This window comes from Dactylosporangium sp. NPDC049742 (assembly GCF_040674675.1).
Classification (GTDB): domain Bacteria; phylum Actinomycetota; class Actinomycetes; order Mycobacteriales; family Micromonosporaceae; genus Dactylosporangium; species Dactylosporangium maewongense.
On the sequence record NZ_JBFANF010000037.1, the window covers coordinates 93,868 to 114,674 of the forward strand.

22 protein-coding genes and 2 pseudogenes are annotated in these 20,807 nt (G+C 74.0%); 12 read left to right on the forward strand and 12 right to left on the reverse strand.

Annotation, left to right across the window (positions count from 1 at the left end; all coding sequences use genetic code 11):
- Window positions 1-1,343 (reverse strand): hemolysin family protein (locus AB0J72_RS36115; protein ID WP_363406882.1); only part of this gene is annotated, 1,343 nt, incomplete at its 3' end.
- A 220-nt stretch (window positions 1,344-1,563) separates the two neighbouring features.
- Here AB0J72_RS36115 and AB0J72_RS36120 point away from each other — a divergent pair.
- A complete protein-coding gene (locus AB0J72_RS36120; RefSeq protein ID WP_363406885.1) occupies window positions 1,564-1,947 on the forward strand; it encodes a hypothetical protein in 384 nt (127 codons plus the stop codon).
- Between the two features lie 67 nt (window positions 1,948-2,014).
- Here AB0J72_RS36120 and AB0J72_RS36125 read toward each other — a convergent pair whose 3' ends face one another.
- The 3 genes from AB0J72_RS36125 to AB0J72_RS36135 form a co-directional block, all read right to left on the reverse strand.
- The gene (locus AB0J72_RS36125; protein ID WP_363406888.1) at window positions 2,015-2,488 is read right to left on the reverse strand and encodes a phosphoribosyltransferase family protein; all 474 of its coding nucleotides are present in this window, start codon (window positions 2,486-2,488) and stop codon (window positions 2,015-2,017) included.
- A gap of 3 nt (window positions 2,489-2,491) precedes the next feature.
- On the reverse strand, window positions 2,492-3,067 hold the full coding sequence (locus tag AB0J72_RS36130; RefSeq protein ID WP_363406891.1) for a hypothetical protein: 576 nt from the start codon (window positions 3,065-3,067) through the stop codon (window positions 2,492-2,494).
- 61 nt (window positions 3,068-3,128) lie between these two features.
- Window positions 3,129-3,962 (reverse strand): alpha/beta hydrolase, encoded by an 834-nt coding sequence (locus AB0J72_RS36135; protein ID WP_363406894.1) that lies wholly within the window; start codon window positions 3,960-3,962, stop codon window positions 3,129-3,131.
- Between the two features lie 148 nt (window positions 3,963-4,110).
- On the opposite strand from AB0J72_RS36135, the gene AB0J72_RS36140 reads away from it, so the two are divergent.
- Window positions 4,111-5,412 carry a zinc metallopeptidase gene (locus AB0J72_RS36140; protein WP_363406897.1) on the forward strand — a complete coding sequence of 434 codons (1,302 nt, stop codon included), beginning with the start codon at window positions 4,111-4,113 and terminating at the stop codon, window positions 5,410-5,412.
- Between the two features lie 52 nt (window positions 5,413-5,464).
- Here AB0J72_RS36140 and AB0J72_RS36145 read toward each other — a convergent pair.
- Window positions 5,465-5,593: pseudogene (locus AB0J72_RS36145) on the reverse strand (IS5/IS1182 family transposase); the annotation flags it as partial.
- Between the two features lie 267 nt (window positions 5,594-5,860).
- On the opposite strand from AB0J72_RS36145, the pseudogene AB0J72_RS36150 reads away from it, so the two are divergent.
- Window positions 5,861-5,973 (forward strand): annotated as a pseudogene (locus AB0J72_RS36150) (transposase); the annotation flags it as partial.
- 146 nt (window positions 5,974-6,119) lie between these two features.
- Here the strand turns inward: AB0J72_RS36150 and AB0J72_RS36155 are convergent.
- On the reverse strand, window positions 6,120-6,890 hold the full coding sequence (locus AB0J72_RS36155; protein ID WP_363406900.1) for an alpha/beta fold hydrolase: 771 nt from the start codon (window positions 6,888-6,890) through the stop codon (window positions 6,120-6,122).
- A 54-nt stretch (window positions 6,891-6,944) separates the two neighbouring features.
- Between AB0J72_RS36155 and AB0J72_RS36160 the strand changes: the two genes are divergently transcribed.
- Together AB0J72_RS36160 and AB0J72_RS36165 are read left to right on the forward strand one after the other, a co-directional pair.
- Entirely contained in the window at window positions 6,945-7,562 is a 618-nt protein-coding gene (locus AB0J72_RS36160; protein WP_363406903.1) for a TetR/AcrR family transcriptional regulator, read from the forward strand.
- Entirely contained in the window at window positions 7,559-8,998 is a 1,440-nt protein-coding gene (locus AB0J72_RS36165; protein ID WP_363406905.1) for an NAD(P)/FAD-dependent oxidoreductase, read from the forward strand. Before AB0J72_RS36160 ends, AB0J72_RS36165 begins: the two co-directional genes overlap by 4 nt.
- On the opposite strand, the gene AB0J72_RS36170 is transcribed toward AB0J72_RS36165, so the two are convergent.
- Entirely contained in the window at window positions 8,980-9,615 is a 636-nt protein-coding gene (locus AB0J72_RS36170) for an acetoacetate decarboxylase family protein (protein WP_363406908.1), read from the reverse strand. The genes AB0J72_RS36165 and AB0J72_RS36170 overlap by 19 nt on opposite strands.
- Before the next feature lie 122 nt (window positions 9,616-9,737).
- Between AB0J72_RS36170 and AB0J72_RS36175 the strand changes: the two genes are divergently transcribed.
- From AB0J72_RS36175 to AB0J72_RS36185, 3 genes are all read left to right on the forward strand, one after another.
- The gene (locus tag AB0J72_RS36175) at window positions 9,738-10,715 is read left to right on the forward strand and encodes an alpha/beta hydrolase (RefSeq protein ID WP_363406911.1); all 978 of its coding nucleotides are present in this window, start codon (window positions 9,738-9,740) and stop codon (window positions 10,713-10,715) included.
- Between the two features lie 127 nt (window positions 10,716-10,842).
- Window positions 10,843-11,781 (forward strand): hypothetical protein, encoded by a 939-nt coding sequence (locus tag AB0J72_RS36180; protein ID WP_363406914.1) that lies wholly within the window; start codon window positions 10,843-10,845, stop codon window positions 11,779-11,781.
- Window positions 11,782-11,940: 159 nt separating this feature from the next.
- Window positions 11,941-12,252, forward strand: coding sequence for an STAS domain-containing protein (locus tag AB0J72_RS36185; RefSeq protein WP_363406917.1), 312 nt, complete (start codon window positions 11,941-11,943; stop codon window positions 12,250-12,252).
- Here AB0J72_RS36185 and AB0J72_RS36190 read toward each other — a convergent pair.
- Window positions 12,224-13,474: an acyltransferase gene (locus AB0J72_RS36190; RefSeq protein ID WP_363406920.1), complete on the reverse strand. Its 1,251-nt coding sequence runs from the start codon at window positions 13,472-13,474 to the stop codon at window positions 12,224-12,226. The genes AB0J72_RS36185 and AB0J72_RS36190 overlap by 29 nt on opposite strands.
- 228 nt (window positions 13,475-13,702) lie before the next feature.
- On the opposite strand from AB0J72_RS36190, the gene AB0J72_RS36195 reads away from it, so the two are divergent.
- Complete coding sequence (locus AB0J72_RS36195) at window positions 13,703-14,590, forward strand: cobalamin-binding protein (RefSeq protein ID WP_363406923.1); 888 nt, start codon at window positions 13,703-13,705, stop codon at window positions 14,588-14,590.
- A gap of 69 nt (window positions 14,591-14,659) precedes the next feature.
- Here the strand turns inward: AB0J72_RS36195 and AB0J72_RS36200 are convergent, their stop codons facing one another.
- Window positions 14,660-14,863, reverse strand: coding sequence for a cold-shock protein (locus AB0J72_RS36200; RefSeq protein WP_360562411.1), 204 nt, complete (start codon window positions 14,861-14,863; stop codon window positions 14,660-14,662).
- Window positions 14,864-15,108: 245 nt separating this feature from the next.
- On the opposite strand from AB0J72_RS36200, the gene AB0J72_RS36205 reads away from it, so the two are divergent.
- Window positions 15,109-15,651 (forward strand): hypothetical protein, encoded by a 543-nt coding sequence (locus tag AB0J72_RS36205; RefSeq protein WP_363406926.1) that lies wholly within the window; start codon window positions 15,109-15,111, stop codon window positions 15,649-15,651.
- Window positions 15,652-15,675: 24 nt separating this feature from the next.
- Window positions 15,676-16,668 carry an ADP-ribosylglycohydrolase family protein gene (locus AB0J72_RS36210; RefSeq protein ID WP_363406929.1) on the forward strand — a complete coding sequence of 331 codons (993 nt, stop codon included), beginning with the start codon at window positions 15,676-15,678 and terminating at the stop codon, window positions 16,666-16,668.
- Window positions 16,669-16,682: 14 nt separating this feature from the next.
- On the opposite strand, the gene AB0J72_RS36215 is transcribed toward AB0J72_RS36210, so the two are convergent.
- Window positions 16,683-17,960: an alpha-hydroxy-acid oxidizing protein gene (locus tag AB0J72_RS36215; RefSeq protein ID WP_363406932.1), complete on the reverse strand. Its 1,278-nt coding sequence runs from the start codon at window positions 17,958-17,960 to the stop codon at window positions 16,683-16,685.
- A 53-nt stretch (window positions 17,961-18,013) separates the two neighbouring features.
- On the opposite strand from AB0J72_RS36215, the gene AB0J72_RS36220 reads away from it, so the two are divergent.
- Window positions 18,014-18,484, forward strand: a complete 471-nt coding sequence (locus AB0J72_RS36220; protein ID WP_363406934.1) for an NUDIX domain-containing protein — start codon at window positions 18,014-18,016, stop codon at window positions 18,482-18,484.
- A gap of 173 nt (window positions 18,485-18,657) precedes the next feature.
- On the opposite strand, the gene AB0J72_RS36225 is transcribed toward AB0J72_RS36220, so the two are convergent.
- Together AB0J72_RS36225 and AB0J72_RS36230 are read right to left on the reverse strand one after the other, a co-directional pair.
- The gene (locus AB0J72_RS36225; protein ID WP_363406937.1) at window positions 18,658-19,494 is read right to left on the reverse strand and encodes an ABC transporter ATP-binding protein; all 837 of its coding nucleotides are present in this window, start codon (window positions 19,492-19,494) and stop codon (window positions 18,658-18,660) included.
- 242 nt (window positions 19,495-19,736) lie between these two features.
- The gene (locus tag AB0J72_RS36230) at window positions 19,737-20,726 is read right to left on the reverse strand and encodes an iron chelate uptake ABC transporter family permease subunit (protein ID WP_363406940.1); all 990 of its coding nucleotides are present in this window, start codon (window positions 20,724-20,726) and stop codon (window positions 19,737-19,739) included.
- Window positions 20,727-20,807 lie beyond the last annotated feature (81 nt).

The following is a 20,807-nucleotide window of genomic DNA, read 5'->3' on the forward strand; positions in this document are numbered from 1 at the left end:
GCCGACACCTTCTTGGCGAGGACGGACACGCGGACGGTGTCGGGGACGTGGCGGTGCACGGTCAGGACCTCCAGGCGCACCTCGCGGGGCGGGGCGTCGTCGTCGGGGAGTGCGGGCGGCAGCGTGACCTCCACGGTGTCGCCGGGGCGCGGGATGCGGCCGAGACGCTGCAGCACGAGGCCCGAGACGGTGTCGTAGTCGTCGCTCTCCGGCAGCGTCACGCCGGTCGTGCGGGCCACCTCGTCGACCCGCCAGCGGGCCGGGACGAGCCACGAGCCGTCCGGCTGGCGGACGGCCGACGGCTCCGGCGCGTCGTCCTCGTCGCGGATCGACCCGACGAGCTCCTCGGCGACGTCCTCCAGGGTGATGATGCCGGCGAAGCCGCCGTACTCGTCGATGACGCAGGCCAGCTGCCGGTGCTCGGTGCGCAGCCGCTCCAGGACCGCCGGCAGCGCCGCCGTCGACGGCACCAGGACCGGCGGCAGCGCGATCTCCGCCATCGTCACCCTGTGCCGGTCCGCGGCGGGCAGCGCCACGAGGTCGGCGCCGCCGACGACGCCGATCAGGTCGTCGACGCTCTCACCGACGACGGGGAAGCGGGTGTGCCCGGTGTCGAACAGCTCGACGAGGCGGATCGCCGGGTCGGTCGCGGCCACCGTGACCACGTCGACCCGGGCGATCATCGCCTCCTCGGCGGTACGTGCCCGGAACGCGAGCCCGCGCTGCAGCAGCTGCGAGGTGTCGGCGTCGAGCAGCCCGCCGGTGCGCGACTCCGCGATGATGCGCTCCAGGTCCTCCGGGGTGGCGCCCTCGGGCAGCTCCTCGATCGGCTCGATGCCGACCCGCCGGAGCAACCGGTTCGCCGCCGCGTCGAACATGCGGATCACCGGGCCGGCCGCCGCCAGGTACACCAGCGTCAACCGGGCCAGGGCTCGGGCGAGGGCCTCCGGCCGGGCGATCGCCCAGTTCTTCGGGCCGAGCTCACCGAGGACCATCTGCACCACGGTCGCCGTCAGCAGCGCCAGCACCACCGCCGCCGACGCGCTTGCCGCGTGCGGCACCCCGGCCGTGCCGAGCAGCCGCGCGAGCCCCGTGCCCAGGTACGGCTCGGCGACGAAGCCGACGAGCAGGGCCGTGACGGTGATGCCGAGCTGCGCGCCCGACAGCATGAAGGACAGTCGCCCGGTGACGCGCAGGGCGCGCCGCGACGGCAGGTCACCGGCGTCGGCGGCGCGTTTGAGCTTCGCGCGGTCCACGGCCACGTAGGCGAACTCGGCCGCCACGAAGTAACCGGTGGCGGCGGTGAGGACCACGATGAGTGCGAGGCCGATGAGGATCAGCATGAGGGACCATTAGCCAGCCGGGCAGTGCCCGGCCCGGTACTCCAACCAACCATGATCCGACGCTAGCAGCCTTCGCTGAACGATCGCTGGGAAGTACCCGGCACCGGCGCCGTGCGACTGAATCGATCCAGAGGGCCGACCGATCCATCCGTGTCACGGTGATTACCTCCGATGTCGCCGGGTATGGGGCGGCAATCCCCCGAACACCCTGGAGGTTGTGATGGCTGAGCTCGAACCCGCGGACCGGGGCGGGAACGGCGTGCGCCGCTCCGCCGGCGAGCTCGACCAGATGACCGGCCGGCGCGGCGGCCCGCCCGCGAACAAGGCCGTCACGCGGATGCCGCGGTGCGGCCACCGGGCCGCGGACTACCTCGCCGGGCACGAGCCGGAGGGCGTCCTGGAGTGCGTGCGGGACGCCGCCCGCGACCGGCCCGGCACGTTCCTGCTCGCGGCCGCCGCGGCGGGGTTCGTCGTCGGCCGGCTCGGCGAGGGCGCCTTCCGGGACGGACTGCCGGGCGACGGCGACCTGTGGCGCGCGTACAACGGCAGCTCGTACAACGGCCGCGGCTACAGCACGAGCGGCCCGGTGCGGACGACCCGCTGAGAACCCGGCATGCGACGTGTAGCACCCGACCTGCGGGCGGGGGCGCGGACCGGCCGCGCCCCCGCCGTCATGCGCTGGTGACCGGCGGCTCCGCCGACCACGGGAAGTTGATCCAGCGGTCCGTGCGCCGCCACACGTACTCGCACGGCACGACGCTCTGCGGCTTCTCGTACAGCACCGCGATGCGCACCTCCGAGGCGTGCGCGACGCAGAAGTCGCGCACGACCCGCAGGGTGGCGCCGGTGTCGGCGACGTCGTCCGCGATGAGCACCCGCTCGCCGGCGAGGTCCGCGCCGTCGGGGGTCGGGCGCAGCACCACCGGAGCCTCGAGCCGCTCGTCGACGCCCGTGTAGTACTGGACGTTCATCATCACGATGCTCTTCACGTCGAGCGCATACCCGAGGGCGCCGGCCAGCAGCAGCCCGCCGCGGGCGATGGACAGCACCACGCCGGGCCGGAACCCGTCGTCGGCGACCGCCTGCGCCAGCTCCCGCGACGCCGCGCCGAACTCCTGCCAGCTCAGCTCTTCCCGCTCCTCCATCGCCTACCCTTCGAGCGCTTTCCACGGCTTGGGGGTCCACACCCAGTGTCCGTTGACGTGGGCCAGACCGTCGAACGCCATGCCGGTGTCCTTGCCCGGTTCGGTGTACTTCCACCGGTACCAGGTGACCCCGGGCTGCAGGTGCGGCCCGACGTCCTTGTAACCGCCGGGGAAGTCGGCCTCGGCCGCGGCGGTCCACGCCTTCAGGTCGTCGCTGCTGGCCTTGGACACCTTCAGGTCGGTCTGGCCCGCGCTGCCGGTGACCTCGACGTTCTGCCCGGTCCACACGTTCTTCTTGTAGAACTGCTCGGCCTTCGCCGCGGCGGCGCCCACGAACAGCGCCTTGTAGTCCTCGGTCGTCGGCTGCAGCTTCTGTACGAGCGCGGGGTCCTTCGGCAGCGCCTGCAGCAGCGCCTTCGCGCCGTCGTCACCCTTCGGGAACTGGCCCCCGCCCTGGGTCGCGGCCGCCCCGGCGGTGGTCGCCGGTGCGGCGGGGGAGTCGGCCTCGTCGGCCTTGCAGCCGGCGGCGGTGAGGCCGATCATCGTCACCAACAAAGTCGAAAGCGCCAGGCGCTTCATGCATGCTCCTTGATCGTCGGTTCGTTGTGCGCGGACCAACGTACAAAGGCGATGCAACGGCCTAGTTCAGGAACGCGCTGACCGTCGTCGCGAGCCAGGCCGGGTCGTCGAGCCACGGGGAGTGCCCGCCGGCGGGCTGGACGGCCACCTCGGCGTGCGGGAACAGGCCCGCGTAGTCGGCGGCGCGCTTCGGCGGCAGGGCCACGTCGTACTCGCCCGCGATCAGCAGGACCCGCGCCCGCAGGCCGCCGATCGCCGTCCGGGCCGCCGCCGCGTCGACGCCGTCGTAGTACACCTTCGCCGCCTCGTCGTTGCGCAGCCGGTCCTGCTCGGCGGCCTGCTCGCGGGCGGTGTCGTCCCACCGCCCGGACATGAACGGCGTGATCGCCGCCCAGTCGGCGGCGACGGCCTCGCCGGCCCACACCCGCTCGAACGCGGTGAACGCGGTCGGGAACCACGGCTCGGCGTGGCGCAGCCGCGCGACCTCCCGCCGGTCCGCGTCGGTGACCTCCAGACCCACCACCCGGGGCGACGGGTTCACCAGCACGAGCCGGCCGATCCTGTCGCGGTGGCGGGTGGCGTACAGCACCGCGACGGCCGCACCGGCGGAGTGCGCCAGCAGGTCGATCCGGTCCAGCCCGAGGTGCTCCCGCAACGCCTCGACGTCGTCGGCGAGCCGGTCGCAGCGGTAGGTCGCCGGGTCGCGCGGCTCCTCCGACCCGCCGGTCCCGCGCAGGTCCAGCCGCACCAGCTCGTGGTGCGCGGACAGCCCGCCGAGGTCGCCGAGGTACGACGAGGCCACCATCGGCCCGCCCGGGACGCAGATCAGCGGGCTGCCGGCGCCGCCGCGGTGGTACGCGAGCCGGGTGCCGTCGGCACCGTCGAAGAAGTCCACCGGGCGATGATATGCGTGCCGCTCGATCGAGTCCCGCCCGCGTTTCGCGCCGGACCCGGTGGGGCATGGGCAGGACGTGAGCGGGATTGCAGTGCTTTGGCTCAGGCCGCTGCGCTCCGGCGTCGGCCGGAGCCGTCTCGTTCGCGTCATGGTCGCCGCGGTCGCCCTCGTGGTCGGCGCCGGCTGCGCCATCGGCACCGGCGGCGACCAGGAGCAGCGCGGCGCCCCGCTCGGCGGCGTCCTGGGCCGCGCGCCCGACGCCACCCGCGCCGGCCAGACCGTGCGCGACGCCATCGCCGACGTCGAACGGTTCTGGTCCGCCACCTACCCGCGCCTGTCCGCCGGCGCGCCCTTCCGCCCCGTGACCGGCGGCTACCACCCGTACACCCGGCAGGACCCGCCACCGCCGTGCGGGCCCGAACGGTGGCAGTACCAGCCGAACGCCTTCTACTGCTCGGCGGGTGACTTCATCGCCTGGGACGCCGAGACCCTCGTCCCGCAGCTCGACGCCGACTTCGGCCGCCTGCTCGTCGCGGTCGTCCTCGCCCACGAGTACGGCCACGCCGTGCAGACCCGTCTGCAGCAGGGCGGCCAGCCGACGATCGTGCTGGAGCAGCAGGCCGACTGCTACGCCGGCAGCTGGATCGCCGACATCGCCGCCGGGCACTCCTCGAAGTTCGCCGCCGCCACCCCCGCGGAGCTCGACAGCACCGTCGCCGGCATGCTCACGCTCCGCGACGAGCCCGGCGTCCCGGCCCAGGCGTCGCAGGCGCACGGCAACGCCTTCGACCGGGTCCGGGCCCTGCAGGAGGGCGTCGAGCAGGGCGCCGGCCGGTGCGCCGCGTACAACGCCCGCAACCTGCCGGTGACCGAGGTCCCCTTCAGCTCCGAGGAGGAGGCCGCGTCCGGCGGCGACCTGCCCTACGAGCAGGCGGTGGCCGAGCTGTCCGCCGACGCCTCCGCGTACTGGAGCCGCGCCTACCCCCGGCTCACCGGCAAGCCGTGGAAGCAGGTCGAGGTCGTCCCGTTCGACCCCGCCGACCCGCCCGACTGCCCCGGCCAGGACCCGTCGCCGGCCTTCGCCTGCACGAGCCGGGACTTCGTCGCCTTCGACGACAAGCAGCTGGGCCCGCAGCTGTACGAGCACATCGGCGACAACGCCATCGGCATGCTCCTGGCCGACCTGTTCGCCCGCGTCGCCCAGGAACGCCGCGGCGCGTCGGCCACCGGCCACGAGGGCCAGCTGACGGTCGACTGCCTGGCCGGCTCATGGACCAACGACCTGCTCACCCGCACCGAAGGCCTCCGCCTCTCCCCGGGCGACCTGGACGAGGCCGTCGCCGCCCTGCTGGTCTTCGGCCGCGCGGGCTCCAGCAACGACGCCAGCGCCTTCGACCGCATCGCCGCCTTCCGCGCCGGCACCCTGGGCGGCCTGCCCAAGTGCGTCTAGCCCCTGCCTCGCGAATCATGGTTGCCGGCAACCCGCAGCCAGCCGAGCATCGGCCGCGTCGCTTCCGGTTGGCGATCTGGTCTTTGGGTTCGGGGACGACCGTGGCGATGTCCCGTGCACGCAGCAGTTCGCGGCTTGCTCGGGAGGAAGAGGCCTTGTCGGCGGTCACCGGGTTCGGGCGTTCTGCGGGGTCCTCCTCGCCGGCCGGGCCGCTGAACCGACACCTGATCCAGCAGCGGCTCCGGCTGGCGGGTGTCAGCCGCCTGGCCGGGGTGGTTCGGGTGGCTCGTTCGCTGGACCGGGTGTGGACCTTGGCGTGCCGGTGACTCGTCGGCGTTGAGCCCCCACGACTGTGGAGCCGACCTGAGCCTCCCTGGCGATGTCGCCGTCCGCGTCGGCGAGGGCGACGACCCGTGCTTTCGGCATCGCCCAGGTGCCGTCGGCGGCCCACCGCCGCGGCCCGTTGCTGGACGGGCGGCGTGAGTCGATGCAGCCGATGGCGGAGCGGATTGGGGTGGATCATCGGGGGTGCAGCAGTTCGTCACGACGTCACCGTGGGACACGGCGGCGGTGCGGGCGCAGCGTAGCGGCAGCGGTGCGCCGTGATCTGGCTGACGCGCAATGGGCGATGCTGGCGTCTTTGCTGCCTGCGGATTCCGGTCGTGGGCTGCAGAAGGAGCCGTCGGGTGGAGCTGCCGATGGCCGGGTCATGTGGTGGTGGCGGTGGTCCGGATCAGGGTGGCGCAGGTGTCCGGGGCGTCGGAGAACGGGAGGTGGCCGCAGCGCTTGAGGCTGACGTGGTGGGCGTGCGGCAGTACAGCGGCGGCGCGGCGGGACTGGAAGGCGGGGAGGATCGCGTCGCGGGTGCCCCAGGCGACGGTGACCGGGATGGTGGCCAGGGCGCCGGGGTCGGTGAAGCGGTGGCCGGCGAACGCGGACCTGGCGGCGGTGAAGGCGGGGGCGGCCACCAGGGCGTCGACGTCGGCGAGGCACACGGCGGGGTCGAGGCGGGCCGGGTGGCCGAAGAACAGGCCGAACAGGGCGATCCTGCCCGCCGCCGTCGACGCGAGGGCGGGCAGCGCGGGGCGGGTGAGGCGGCCGAGGACGCGGGCGCCGGTGACCGAGGCCTGGCACCAGCGGCGGGACAGCGGGCCCCAGAAGCCGATCGGGGCGAACGCCGTCACCGACCTGGCCACGCCGCGGCGGCCGAGCTCGAGCGCGACCCCGCCGCCGAGTGAGCTGCCCGCCACGTGGAACGACGGGCCCGCGAACCGGACCACGGCGTCGGCCAGGGACTGCACGTCCGCGGCGCCGTCCGCCGGGGAGGCGCCGAAGCCGGGAAGGTCCAGCGCCAGCACGTCGAAGTGGGGGCGGAGGGCGGGCAGGACCGGCTCCCACAGCTGCCAGCGGCTGCCGATGCCGTGGAGCAGGACCAGGGGCTCGCCGGTGCCGGACCGGTGGTGCGACAGCGTGGTCACGAGGGTCACCGTACGTTGTTGACAGCCAGCCAACAACAGGGCACGGTGGCTGCCATGCGGATGAGCGGGGACGTCGCCGAGCGCGGCCGGAGGCTGGAACCCGACGTGCGGCGGGAGCAGATCCTCGCCGTCGCGGTGCGGCTGTTCGGGGAGCGGGCCTACGCGGACGTGTCCACCACGGACATCGCCGAGGCGGCCGGGGTCGCCCGCGGGCTGATCAACCACTACTTCGGCACGAAGAAGGGCCTGTTCGTCGAGGCGGTCCGGGTGCTCGTGACGATCCCCGCGGTCGCCGTGGAGCAGCTGCCGGACGGCGACCTGGCGACCCGGGTCGACGCCAGCGTGACCTGGTTCCTCGACGTGGTGTCCCGGCACAGCCGGTCGTGGCTCGCGGCCGTCGACGGCGGTGGGGTCGGGCGGGACCCGGACATCGAGCGGGTGCTCCGCGAGGCCGACGACATCGCCGCCGACAGCATCCTGGTGGCGGTCGGGCTCGACGGGCAGGCCGAGCACCGCGACGAGCTGCGGGCGATGGTCCGGGCCTACTGCGGGCTGGCGAAGGCGACCGCCCGCGAGTGGCTGGAGCGCGGCGTGCTCAGCCGGGACCAGGTGCACGTGCTGCTGTCGACCAGCCTCATCACGCTCGTGGAGCAGGTGTTCAGGAAGCTATGACGCGGATTCTGGTCGTCGGCGCCGGGTTCGGCGGGATCGCGGTCGCGCACCTGTTGCGCCGGGCCGGGTTCCGCGATCTGACCATTGTGGACAGAGCGGGTGGCGTCGGCGGGGTCTGGCGCGACAACACGTATCCGGGCTGCGCGTGCGACATCCCGGCGCCGCTGTACTCGTACTCGTTCGCGCCGAACCCCGACTGGTCGCAGCGCTTCCCGCCGCAGCCGGAGATCCTTGGCTACCTTCAGCGGTGCGTCCGGGACTTCGGCCTGGAGCCGCACCTGCGGCTCGGCACCGAGGTCGTGGCCGCCGCGTGGACCGGCGAGCGGTGGCGGGTGTCCTATCAGGACGGTTCCGGTGACGAGTTCGACGTCCTCATCCCGGCGATGGGGCAGCTGTCGCGGCCGGTGGTCCCGGCGCTGCCGGGCGCGGAGGAGTTCAGCGGCCCGGCGATGCACACGGCGCAATGGGATCCGGGCGTCGACGTGACCGGCAAACGGGTCGGCGTCATCGGCACGGGGGCCAGCGCGATCCAGCTGGTGCCGGCGATCGCGCCGCACGCCGCGCGGGTCACCGTCTTCCAGCGCACGGCGCCGTGGACGCTGCCGAAGCCGAACCGGCGGTACGGGAGCTGGCGGCGGGCCCTCAACCGCAGGGTCCCGGCGGTGATGCGGGCCGCGCGGGCCGGCACGTGGCTGCTCACCGTCGTGACGGGCAAGGCGGTGACCGGCAACCGGCCGGCGCGACTCGCGGTCTGGACACTGTCCAGCGCGCAGCGCGTGCTGCAGGCGCGCGGCATCCGGGAGCGGGTCACGCCGGACTACGCGATGGGCTGCAAGCGGGTGCTGTTCACCGGCGACTGGTTCCGGACGCTGCGCCGCCCCGACGTCGACCTGGTGACCGCCGACATCGCACGGGTGACCGCCGGGGGCGTCCGCACGGAGGACGGCGCCGTGCACGAGTGCGACGTCCTGGTGTACGGCACCGGCTTCGCGGCCACCGAGTTCCTCGCACCGGTGCGGATCACCGGACGGGACGGGCGCGACCTGCAAGGCGAGTGGCGCGGCGGCGCCTACGCCCACCTCGGCATCGCGGTGCCGGGCTTCCCGAACATGTTCCTGATGTACGGGCCGAACACCAACACCGGCAACACGTCGGTGGTGTACTTCCACGAGGCGCAGGCCCGCTACATCGTGCAGGCGGTGCGGCTGCTGGCGGGCCGGGGGCCGGTGGAGGTGCGGGCGGAGGTCGCGGGCGCGTTCGACGCCGAGATGCAGCGCCGGCTCGGCGACAGCGTCTGGGCGGGCTGCGACAGCTGGTACCGCACCGGCGGCGGGCGCGTCGTCACCAACTGGCCGGGGATGGCGGCCGAATACGCGGCGCGCACGGCCCAGTTGAGCGAAGCGGACTACACAGTGGACTACACACGGGCCCGCTGAGGCGAGCCGAACCGCATCCGGAAGTCGCCGGCGACGAACGACAGCAGCGGCCGGCGGCCGGCGAGGAACCGCAGCGGACCCTCGGGGGCGATCGTCCACGCGACCCGGGCGAGGCCGTAGCGCGCGGTCGAGCGCACCGGGGTCGTCTCGGCGCGCCCCGCGAGGTCCTGCACGACCCGGAACCCGGCCGGCAGCCGCGGCGGTAACCCGTCCCCGCGGGGCAGCGCGGCCGACGCGATCGGACCGTCCACTGTGGACGCGGAGGCGGGGCCGGACGAGGACGGGATCGTCAGATCGGCGAGGCCCTTCGGGATGCCCCAGAGCTCCCGGCCGCCGTCCCGGGACGCGACGCTGTCCACCCAGATGTGCGTGATGGTGACGCGCGGCCGCCAGCCGGCCCGGGTCAGCACGGCCGAGAGCAGCTCCCGGTATGCCATGTCGCCGCCGGGCCGGTAGTCGACCCACGCGGTGCCGACGAACGCCCGCTTCCCGACGCGCAGCACCCGGACGGCGCCGTCCAGCGTCGGCGGCAGCGCGGGCGCGTCCGCGACCGGCACGGCCCACACGGACACGTGCATCCGGCCGCGCAGAGACCACGGCGAAGGTGGATACGACATCGATGGGCTTCCCTCCACGACGGCACTCTACGCCTCTTGACAGCCTGCCAACAAGCGGAGCTTAATCGATCCTCAGGAAACAGCGTTTCGTCCAGCGATACACGTCAGGAGGTAAGCGCTCGATGTTCTCCAAACGGCTGACCGCTCTGTCCGCCCTGCTCATCGCCGCCACGGTGAGCCTGACCGCACCGGCGCGGGCGGCGACAGCTGCCGGCACCTGGACCCAGGTCGGCAACACCGTCGACGTCTCGTGCGCCGGGCTGACCTACCACCCGTCGGCGGACTGGTTCCTGCCCGCCGGCACCGCCAAGGGCCTCGTCTACCTGCAGCACGGCTTCTCCCGCTCCAACGGCAACCTGGCCGACCTCGCCGAGCACTACGCCGCGGCCGGGTTCGTGGTCTTCGCGCCGACGCTGCCGTCCGCCGACATCTTCGGCTGCACGGTCAGCAACCTCGGCAACAACGCCCCGTTCCTGAACAACGTCGCGACCTGGCTCGGGCAGGCGAACACCGCGGGCGGCGCGCTCGCCCGCAGCTACGCCGACGCGCTGGGCAAGGCGGGCCGACCGGCGGGCGCCCTGCCGACGTCGTACGTGATCGCGGGCCACTCGGCCGGCGGTGAGGTCGCCGCGTACGTCGCGAACCGGCTGCGCACCACCTTCCCGTCGCAGTTCGCCCGGGTCCGCCTCGTGCAGCTGCTCGACCCGGTGAAGTCGTTCATCGGCTCCAACACGGCCACCGGCCTGAAGGGCCTCAACCTGACCAGCACGCCGGTCCTCGCGATCTCGTCCCCGCCGTACCTCGCCAACTCCAACGCGAACGGGACGGTCGAGCTCACCAACGATGTGCACCGGCCGTTCCTCGGCGTCCGCCTCACCACCGGCTCCCACTGCGACGCGGAGGGCACGAGCACCGACGGCCTGTGCACCGTGCCCAACGGCGCCTCCCAGCCGGGCAACGTCACGGCGCTGCAGACCTTCGCGGTCGCCTGGGCCGGCGACGCCGTCGCGGGCACGACGACCGCCACGTACTACCCCGGCGGCGCGTACTACCAGTCGCTGCTGACGGGCGGCGTGACGCAGACGCTCAGCGGCAGCTGAGCCCGGCCCGGCGGACAACGGCCCGCCGTCGATGCGAACCAGGCATTGACGGCGGGCCCCACTCTTCCCGTACGCTGGCGCGTGTCGTAAGGGAAACTGTGTTCCACTAGAGGAAACAGAGGTCCGAATGGCTCAACGCTTCAGCCGCCGTGGCGTGCTGCTCGCAGCCGGTGGCAGCGCCCTTGCCGGCGCTGCCGGCGCCCTGGTCGGCCCGTCCCGGGCGGACGCCGCGTATTCGAACGTCGGCACGTACGGCACCACGGTCAACGGCGACCAGGCCGACGTGTACCACCCCAGCACCTCCTCACCGCACCAGCCGTGGCCGGTCGTCCTGCTGCTGCAGGGCGCGAACGTGGCCCGGTCCTCCTACGCCGGGTACGCGCGGAAGGTCGCCTCCTACGGCTTCGTGGTCGTCGTCCCCGACCACACCCGGGTCATCTTCGGCGTCCCCGGCCTGTACGCCGACGGCGCCGAGGCGACCTGGACCGTCGCCTGGGCCGCCGCCGAGAACGCCCGCACCGGCTCGCCGCTCAAGGGCCAGATCGACGCGGGCACGCTCCTGCTCACGGGGCACTCGTTCGGCGGCGCCGCCGGGCTCGGCCTGACCACGGGCCTGTCCACGCCGCCGTTCACCGACGTGCCGATCCCGGCGCCGGCGCAGCTGCGGGCGGCCGCGTTCTACGGCACCAACAACGCCGCCCCCGGCTCGCCGGTGATCCCGCCGGTCGCCAACACCGTCCCGGTCGCGCTCATCCAGGGCGCCGTGGACGGCATCGGCACCCCCGCCAACGGCCTCGGCACGTACGCGGTCCTGCAGGGCACGCCGAAGCTGTACGTGAGCGTCGCCGGCGCCAACCACTACGGCATCACCGACGCGCAGAACCCGGCCGGCGCCCGGCCGGACCTGTCGCCGCAGACCCTGAACCAGGCGGCGGGCGTGGAGAACATCGCCCGGTGGGCCGCGCTGTGGCTGCGCGCCCAGCTCGGCGACCCGGTCGGCACCGCCTGGGTCTACGGCATCGGCGACGCCGTCGACGCCGGCGTGGAGACCCAGTTCGTGCACTGAACCCAACGTGCGGGGGCGCCTCACCGCGCCCCCGCAGCTCGCCGCCCACGCAGCCTCGCCCGCGCCCCCGCCACTTCGCTTGCCGGATGGCAACGAACCGCCGCTGAGCAGGGTCGATAGGGTTCACCGATCCGGAGTTGGGACGGTTTCTCGGTGGACATGAGCCTGCACGTGCAAGGCCGCATCGGTGGCGGCGTCGCCATCGTGGTCCGTGGCGATCTCGACTACGGCGCCACGGACCGGTTCCGCCAGTGCGTCGAGCGGGCGCTGCAGCCGCCGCCGGGCACGCTGTACCTCGACCTGCGCCTCGTCACGTTCATGGACTCCAGCGGCATCGGCGCTCTGGTGGCCGCGCACCGGCAGGCCGAGCAGACCGGCTCGCGGCTGGTGCTGGAGCATCCGTCGGCGACGCTGCTGCGCACGCTGCGCACCGCCGGGCTGATCAGTCTGTTCGGGCTCCCACCGCAATAGGGGCGTCCGCGACGGCGACCGGGCCCGCCGCCTGGACCGGCACCTTCGCGGCGGGGCGCGTGCGGCGCGGCGTCCAGTCCTTGAACGCGAGCGCGCGCCGCTCGACCAGGTGCCACGACAGCGCGGCCGCGGCGAACGCGGCGGCCAGGGACATCGCGATGTAGGGCACGTATCCCCACCGGTTCCAGCCGAGGCCGGCGAGGACCTGCTGGCCGATGAACCCGTAGATGTAGACGCCGTACGAGTAGTCGTTGCGCCGGCCGATCCACCGCAGCCCGGCCGGCAGCCGCACGGACGCCCAGATCAGCGTGTACACCAGGGCCGGGAACCCGATCACGAAGAAGCCGCCGAACAGCAGCGACCCGGCGAGGGCGGTGAGGGCGGCGAACCCGGCGCCGTCGTGGATGACGACCCGGTCGCGGTACAGCTCCATCACCGCGCCGGCGAGGAACAGGAACCCCAGGTACATGAGCCAGTGGAACGAGACCTCGCCCAGCAGCGGCAGGTGGACCTGGCCGTAGTGCGGGGTCGGCGGCCCGGTCAGCGGGCGGCCCTGGATCTGGTCGGTGACGACGACGCCGTACAGCGCGACGGCGAGGCACACGACCAGCCACCGCCTGCGGTGCAGGACCGCGGTGACGGCGAGCGCCCCGGCCAGCCCGTAGCAGAGCACCTCGTACACCAGCGACCACAACGCACCGTCGAACACGCTGCCGCCGGACTGCCGCCCCCAGGGGGTGGACGCGCCGAGCAGGTCATGGATGCCGTACTGGCGGACACCGGTGAACCAGTTGCCGGTGACGTACTGCAGCGGCCCCTTCGGCCCGGACCAGAACCCTCTGAGCGTCCCCCATTCGTGCAACGCGACGAGCGGCGCGACCACGAACGCCGTCACGAGCAGGCACACCCACAGCGCCGGCAGGATGCGCAGCATCCGGTGCCACACGAACCGGCCGATCGTCGTGCGCGCCGCGCTGCGCGTGATGAGCAGCCCCGACAGCACGAAGAAGCCGAACACCGCGAGGGTGCCGGTGTTGGTCTGCCCGCGGAACAGCGACTCGGCGAGGTCCTCCCAGCCGAAACCGAGCGACGTGCCGTGCGTGAACACGACGACGACCGCCAGGCCCAGCCGGATCGCGCCGATCCCGTTGTCCCGTCCCGCATACAACTGCTCGAGCGTCGCGGGCCTGCGCCCGTGCCGCGGCCGAACTCGCGTCACCACATACCTCTCCCTCGCGCAGGCGCGACGGGCCGGGACGCGGGCCGGGCGGACCAGCGTCAGACCTCGAGACAATCGCGGATTTCACGGGGGGAGTGGACGCGGGCTCCGCGTCCTCGACGAGGCTAACCCACCGATCTCGTGACGCCGTGTGAATGCGGGGCGGCAGCACGGTGAAGTGTCGACGGGTGAATCCCGGCGTCCGTTCACTCACCCGTTAGGCTGGCCGGCGTGCGCCTGGTGTCGTTGCTGCCGTCCGCGACGGAGATCGTCTACGCGCTGGGGCTCGGCGACGACCTGGTCGGCGTGACGTTCGAGTGCGACGAGCCGCCGGCCGCGCGGACCGGCAAGACCGTGGTCGTCGGCGGGCGCGACACCCGCGGGATGGCGCCGGCGGAGATCGACGCGTATGTGCGGGAGCGGTTCGCGGCGGGCGAGGACCTCTACACGCTGCACGCCGGCGCCCTGGCCGCGCTCGATCCGGAGCTGATCCTGACGCAGGACCTGTGCCGGGTGTGCGCGCTGCCGTCCGGGCACGTGTCCGACGCCCTGGAGCACCTCGGGTGTCGCGCCGACGTGCTGTCGCTCGACCCGCACTCCCTCGCGGAGGTGCTCGGCACGATCGTGGCGGTCGGCGCCCGCGCCGGGGTGCCGGACCGGGCGGACCGGCTGGTCGCGGACCTGCGGGCGCGGCTGGACGCGGTCGCGGCGGCGGTCGCCGGGCGCCCCCGGCCGCGGGTGCTGGTCGTGGAGTGGGTCGACCCGCCGTTCACCGCCGGCCACTGGGTGCCGGACCTGGTCACGGCCGCCGGCGGGGAGCCGGTCGCGGCGCATCCCGGCGCGCGGTCGCAGGCGACGACCTGGGACGCGCTGACCGCGGCGGCGCCGGACGTGGTCGTGGTGTCGCCGTGCGGGTTCCACCTCGACGGCGCCGCCGATCAGGCCCGGCTCGTCGCGCCGCGCTTCCCGGACGCCGCGGTGTGGGCGATCGACGCCGACGGCATCGTGGTGCGGCCCGGCCCGCGGCTCGTCGACGGGGTGGAGGCGCTCGCCGCGCTGCTGCACCCGGACGCCTGCCCGCAGCAATGGCGAAGGGCCCGCGCCACGCCCATCGTGTGAGCGTCGCACGGGCCCGTCATGCAAGCGGTCACCGGCAGGTGCGCGGCTTCCGAAGCAGGAGCGAGAAGGTCAGAGACCGCGAACGTTGTCCGCCTGCGGGCCCTTCTGGCCCTGGGTCACGTCGTATTCGACCTTCTGGCCCTCGGTGAGCTCCCGGTAGCCGGAGCTCGCGATGGCCGAGTAGTGCACGAAGACGTCCGCGCCGCCGTCGTCCTGCTGGATGAAGCCGAAGCCCTTTTCGGAGTTGAACCACTTCACGGTACCGCTAGCCACACGTTCCTCCTGAAACAGACGAGTCCTGCCGACCATCGTTGCCGGCAGTGAAGACCTCGCCGGGTCCCACGGTACTGCCAGTTGTCCCGCAGAGACAGCCGGGCATCCGCGTCAGTCACCCGAATCCCCTAGTGGTATGAGCCACAAAACGGGCTATTCACCGTATTTCGGGGTCACCTTGTAACCCATTAGGGTGATCTTCTATGAGCGCGATCACCCATTTGGACCTCACAGGCTTCCAGCAAATGGACCAGTATGCCTGGCAGCACGAGCAGGGTCCGGTGATGACGCTGCACTTCTTCAACCTGCGCCCCGACCTGCCGGCCCCGCTGCACGACCCCGCCGCGCTGTTCGCCGGCACGGCCCGGCGGACCGCGGCGGGCGGCGGCGGGCTCATCGACGCGGCCGTCGAGCCGGTCGACGGCGTGCCCGCACTGCGGCAGGTGGTGAAGGTCCGCCACCCGCAGGGCCACGGCCAGGTGTTCCTCGGCTCGTACACGATCCCGCGGGCCACCTGCAGCACCGTGCTGAAGCTGCAGGCGGCGGAGTCCGGCACGACCGGCGTCCGGGAGGCGCTCGTCTTCGCGAAGCTCGGCCCCGACGCGATGTACATGCCGTCGCCGTTCGCCCCGGACGCCACCGGCGGCCTGCCCACCCACCGCGCCGACGACGAGCAGTACGACGCCGAGTTCCCGGACCACCCGCTGACCGCGATCCGGGCGATGCTGCGCCGGCTGCTGCCGAGCGTCCGCCTCGACGAACGCTTCAAGGCCCTGCCCCCGTTCTGACGGGTGTTCCGTACGATCCCTCCCATGTCGACCACGGCCTCCGGGTGTCTCTTCGGTCTCGCGTACGGCGATGCCCTCGGCAAACCGACCGAGTTCATGACGGTCGACGCGATCGTCGCGCGCTACGGTCCCGGCGGACCCCGCGACCTGGAGGGCGACCCGGCGCTCGTCACCGACGACACGCAGATGACGCTCGCCGTCGGCTGGGCGCTGCTGGACGCTCCCGCCGCCACCGCCGCCGCGCTGGAGCCGCCGCTGCGGGCCCGCTTCGTGGAGTGGGCACACAGCCCCGACAACGACCGCGCGCCGGGCATGACGTGCCTGCGGGCCTGCGGCGGGCTCGCCCGCGGCGTGCCGTGGACCGAGGCGACCGTCGCCGGCTCCAAGGGCTGCGGCGCCAACATGCGCGTCGCGCCCGTCGGGCTCGTCCCCACCTACGACCTGGACACCCTCGCGGGCGTCGCCCAGCTGCAGGCCGCCATGACCCACGGCCATCCGACGGCCCTCGCCGCCAGCGAGCTCACCGCGCTCGCCGTCCGCCTGCTCCGCGACGGAGCCGCCATCGCGGACCTGCCCGCCGCGCTGCGCGACCGGTGCGAGTCGCAGCGGACCACCTACCGGTCGGACTGGCTCGGCACCCTCTGGCAGCAGCCGTCGGTGACCTCGCCGGAGCAGTTCATCAGTCGCGGCTGGGACGAGTGCCTCGACGTGCTCGACCGCCTCGACGACGCCCTGGCCGGCCCCGACGACGGCGGCGACCCGTGCGCGGCCACCGGGGCGGGCTGGATCGCCGAGGAGGCCCTGGCCACCGGCCTGCTGTGCGCGATCCGCCACGCGGACGACCCGGTGACCGCCCTCGCCCGGGCCGCCACCACGTCCGGCGACTCGGACTCGATCGCCTGCCTCGCCGGCGCCTTCCTGGGCGCGTCGCTGGGCATGACGGCGTGGCCGCTGCCGTGGCTGTCCCGCATCGAATACGCCACCGGCCTCGCCGCCCTCGGCCGCGTCTGGGACTGACCCACCGGCTCCGGCTACCGGGCGTGTTCCCGCAGCTGCGAGCGGGTGATGGCGGCGACGTCCGGGACGCCGGCGAGGGCCATCGTCAGGTCCAGCTCGGCGACGACGTTTTCCGCGACCTGCCGTACGCCGTCCGCACCGGCGATCGCGAGCCCGTAGATGTGCGGCCGCCCGAGCAGGCACGCGTCGGCGCCGAGGGCGAGCGCGACGAACACGTCCGCGCCGGAGCGGATGCCGCTGTCGAACAGGACGGTTGCGTCGGGTCCGACGGCGTCGCGGACGGTGACCAGCGCGTCGAGGGCGGCGACCGTGTGGTCGACCTGCCGGCCGCCGTGGTTGGACACGATGATGCCGTCGACCCCGGCCGCGACCGCGGTCCTGGCGTCGTCGGGGTGCAGGATGCCCTTGAGCAGGATCGGCAGCTTCGTGCGGCGGCGCAGCGTCTCCACGTGCCGCCAGCTCAGGCCCGGGTTGGAGTAGATGTCGAGGAAGGTCTCGACGGCGGCCCGCGGCTCCTTGGAGCGCAGGTTGGCGACGGTGCCGCCGGGGTGGTTGCGCGCCATCGACCACAGCGTCCGCAGTGCGCCGAGCGTGACCTGCGGCTTGCCGGCCGGGGCGGTCATGCGCTCGCGGACGATCTCCATGAAGCGCGGGTCCGAGGTGTACTGGGCGATCCCCAGCCCCCGCGCGAACGGCAGCGAGCCCAGGTTGAGGTCCTGCGGCCGCCAGCCGAGCAGCGTGGTGTCGAGCGTGACGACGAGCGCGCGGGCGCCGCAGTCCTCCGCGCGGCCGATCATCGAGTCGACCAGCCGCTCGTCCGTCGACCAGTACAGCTGATACCAGAACGGGGTGCCGCCCATCCCGGCCGCGGTGCGCTCCATGGGGTCGCAGCCTTGGCTGGAGAAGATGTACGGCACACCCGCCGAGGCCGCGCCCTCGGCGATGCGGACGTCGCTGCCGGGCGTTACGAGCGCGCCCGCGCCGACCGGGGCGAGCAGCAGCGGCGCGCGCAGCGGCGTGCCGGCCACCGTGGTGGTCAGGTCCCGCGTGGTGACGCCGTGCAGCATCCGCGGCACGATCCGCCACCGCTCGAACGCGGCCCGGTTGTGCCGCATGGTGGCGCCGCCGCCCGCGCCGCCCGCCACGTAGGCCCACGCCTTCCGCGACATGGCCCGCTGCGCCCGCCGCTCCAGCTCGTCGGCGTCGGTCGGCACGTCCGGCGCCCGCCCGAGCACACCGGCGCGGTAGATGGCGTTCTGCCTGAGCCGGCCCGGGCCGGGGGTGCTGGTCATGGTCGCCAATCTTCCTCACCGCGCGGCGGCCGGCAACGGGCTACGGTCGGGGCGTGACGAAGCACCGGCCCGCCGCGCGGGTCATCTGCCTGGACGCCGCCGACCGGGTGCTGCTGCTGCGGTGGCGGGATCCTTCCGACGGCAGGTGGCTGTGGGAGCCGCCCGGCGGTGGCATCGACCCCGGCGAGACCCCGCTCGAGGCGGCGCGGCGGGAGCTGGCCGAGGAGACGGGGCTCGACGCGGCGCTCGTGCGGGAGCGCTGGGTGCCGGTGTCCCGCGACTCGTGGTGGAAGGGCACGCGGTACGTCGGGACCGAGCAGTTCTTCCTCGCCCGGTTCGACGCCGAGCGGCCGCCGCTGGTCCGGACCGGTCTGCTGCCCCATGAGCAGGTGACGCTCGACTCGCACGCGTGGGTCCCGTGGTCGGACCTGGCGTCGCTGCCGGACGAGCTCCAGCCGCCGCAGCTGCTGGAGGTCCTGGCGGCCCTGGCCCCGGACGGCCCGTGGTCGGCGCCCCGGCCCTGACCCGGCCCTGACCCGGCCGGCGCCTCGGCGCTGACCGGGTCGCAACCTGAGCGCAATGTGCGGCGGGCATCATGGAGTGCTTCCGGCCGAAAGGGATGTCGTGCTGCTGTCTGTCGCCGCCGCGGTGGTTGCCGCGCCGTTCGTGTGGTTCGTCGGGTCGGTCGCCGGGGTCGCTATGGTGACGGCGCTGCGGGAGCTGCGGGTCGAGCGGCAGGTCCGCCGGATCCGGCGGGAGCGCGCGGGATCACCATGGGAGTCCCCGTCTCCGGGTCGGGCATGACGCGGCAGGCCAGGCCGAAGACCGCTGCGACGATCGGCGCCGTCACCACCTGAGCCGGTGACCCTTCGGCGACGACCCGGCCGGCGCGCATGGCGACCAGGTGCGTCGCGTAGCGGGCCGAGAGGTGCAGGTCGTGCAGCACCGCGACGAGGGTGCGGCCGCGGTCCCGGTGCAGCCGGGCGCACAGCTCGAGGACCTCGATCTGGTGGGTGACGTCGAGGTACGTGGTCGGCTCGTCGAGCAGCAGCATCGGCGTGTCCTGGGCCAGGGCCGTCGCGATCCACACCCGCTGCCGCTGGCCGCCGGACAGCTCGTCGACCGGGGTCGACGCCAGGGCCGTCGTGCCGGTCGCGTCCATCGCGTCGCGGACCGCGTGCCGGTCGGCGGCGGTCCAGGGGGCGAGCGGGCCCTGGTGCGGGTACCGCCCGTGGGCCACGAGGTCGGCGACGGTGATGCCGGCGGGGGCGGTCGCCGACTGTGACAGCAGCCCGAGGGTCCGGGCGACCTCGCGGGTCGGCCGGGTGCGGATGTCGTGCCCGTCCAGCAGCACCGCGCCGGTCCTGGGGCGCAGCGTCCTGGCCAGGGCCCGCAGCAGCGTCGACTTGCCGCAGGCGTTGGGCCCGACGATCACCGTGAACGAGTGGTCGGGGACGCGCACCGTCAGCCCCTCGGCGATGGTGTGGGCGTCGTAGCCGAGGGTCACGGCCTCGGCCGCGAGCCGGTCAGGCACGGCAGCCACCTCCGGTCAGAGCTGTCGACGTGCCGCGGGCGCCGTGGCCGGGGGCCGGTGCGCCGGCAGTGAGCCGATCAGGCACGGTCACCCCTCGGGTCAGGGCTTCCAGGAGCGCGGGCATCTCGGGGGCGTCGAGGAGGTGCCGGTCGGGCCCGATGGCCACTCGGGTCCGGGCTCGCGGGAGCGCGGGCATCCCGCCGGCGCCGCGGTCGGGCGCCGGGGTGTCGACGGTGAGCAGGTCAGGCACGGCGGGTGCGCCGGGCCAGGAACCAGATCAGGTAGCCGCCGCCGAGCAGGCCCGTCACCACGCCCGCGGGGATCTGGTGGTCGGGGACGGCCCGCTGGCCGGCGACGTCGGCGGCGGTCAGCAGGGCGGCGCCCAGGAAGAGGGACGGGAGCAGGTTCGGGCCGGGGGCGCGGGTCAGGCGGCGGGCCAGCTGGGGTGCGGTCAGGGCCACGAACGCGACCGGCCCGGCCGCCGCGGCCGCGGCGGCGGCGAGCAGGACCGCGCCGGTGAGCGCGCCGAAGCGGACCGCGCCGACCCGGACGCCGAGCGCGGTGGCGGGGTCGTCGCCGAGCTCCAGGGCGCGCAGCGGCCGGCCGCAGGCCAGGACGGCGGGTCCGGCGACGCAGACGGCGGCGCCGACGACGAGGGCGTTGCCCCAGCCGCGGCCGTCGAGGCTGCCGGTGAGCCAGAGGACGGCGCGGGCGGCGTCGATGATCTGGGCGCGGGTCAGCAGGTAGGTGATGACCCCGGTGAGGATGCCGGCGACGCCGATGCCGATGAGGACGAGGCGGTTGCCGTACCCGCCGGCGCGCCAGGCAAGCGGGTGGATGGCGGCGCCCGTGGCGAGGCCGCCGAGGACCGCGCCGCCCGCGACGGTGGCGGTGCCCCCGCCGACGACCACGATGGCGAGCAGCGCGCCGGTCGACGAGCCCTGGGTGAAGCCGAGCACGTCGGGGCTGCCGAGCGGGTTGCGGACGACGGACTGGAAGACCGCGCCGGACAGGGCGAGCGCCGCGCCGGCGAACAGGCCGGTGACGACCCGCGGCAGCCGGATCTCGGTGACGACGAACGCCTCCGCGGCCGAGCCGCCCCCGGTCAGCGTGCGCAGCACCGCGGGGATGCTCATCGGGTAGTCGCCGCTGCCGACCGCGTACAGGGCGAGGACGACCGCCACGACCGCGAACACGCCGACGGCCCAGCGGGCCCGGACGACGGCGCTCATGCCCGCCTCCACCCGGCGCCGGACCGGCGACCGACCGCCGTGACCTCGGACTGACCGACGGCGAGACGGTGAACGAGCGCC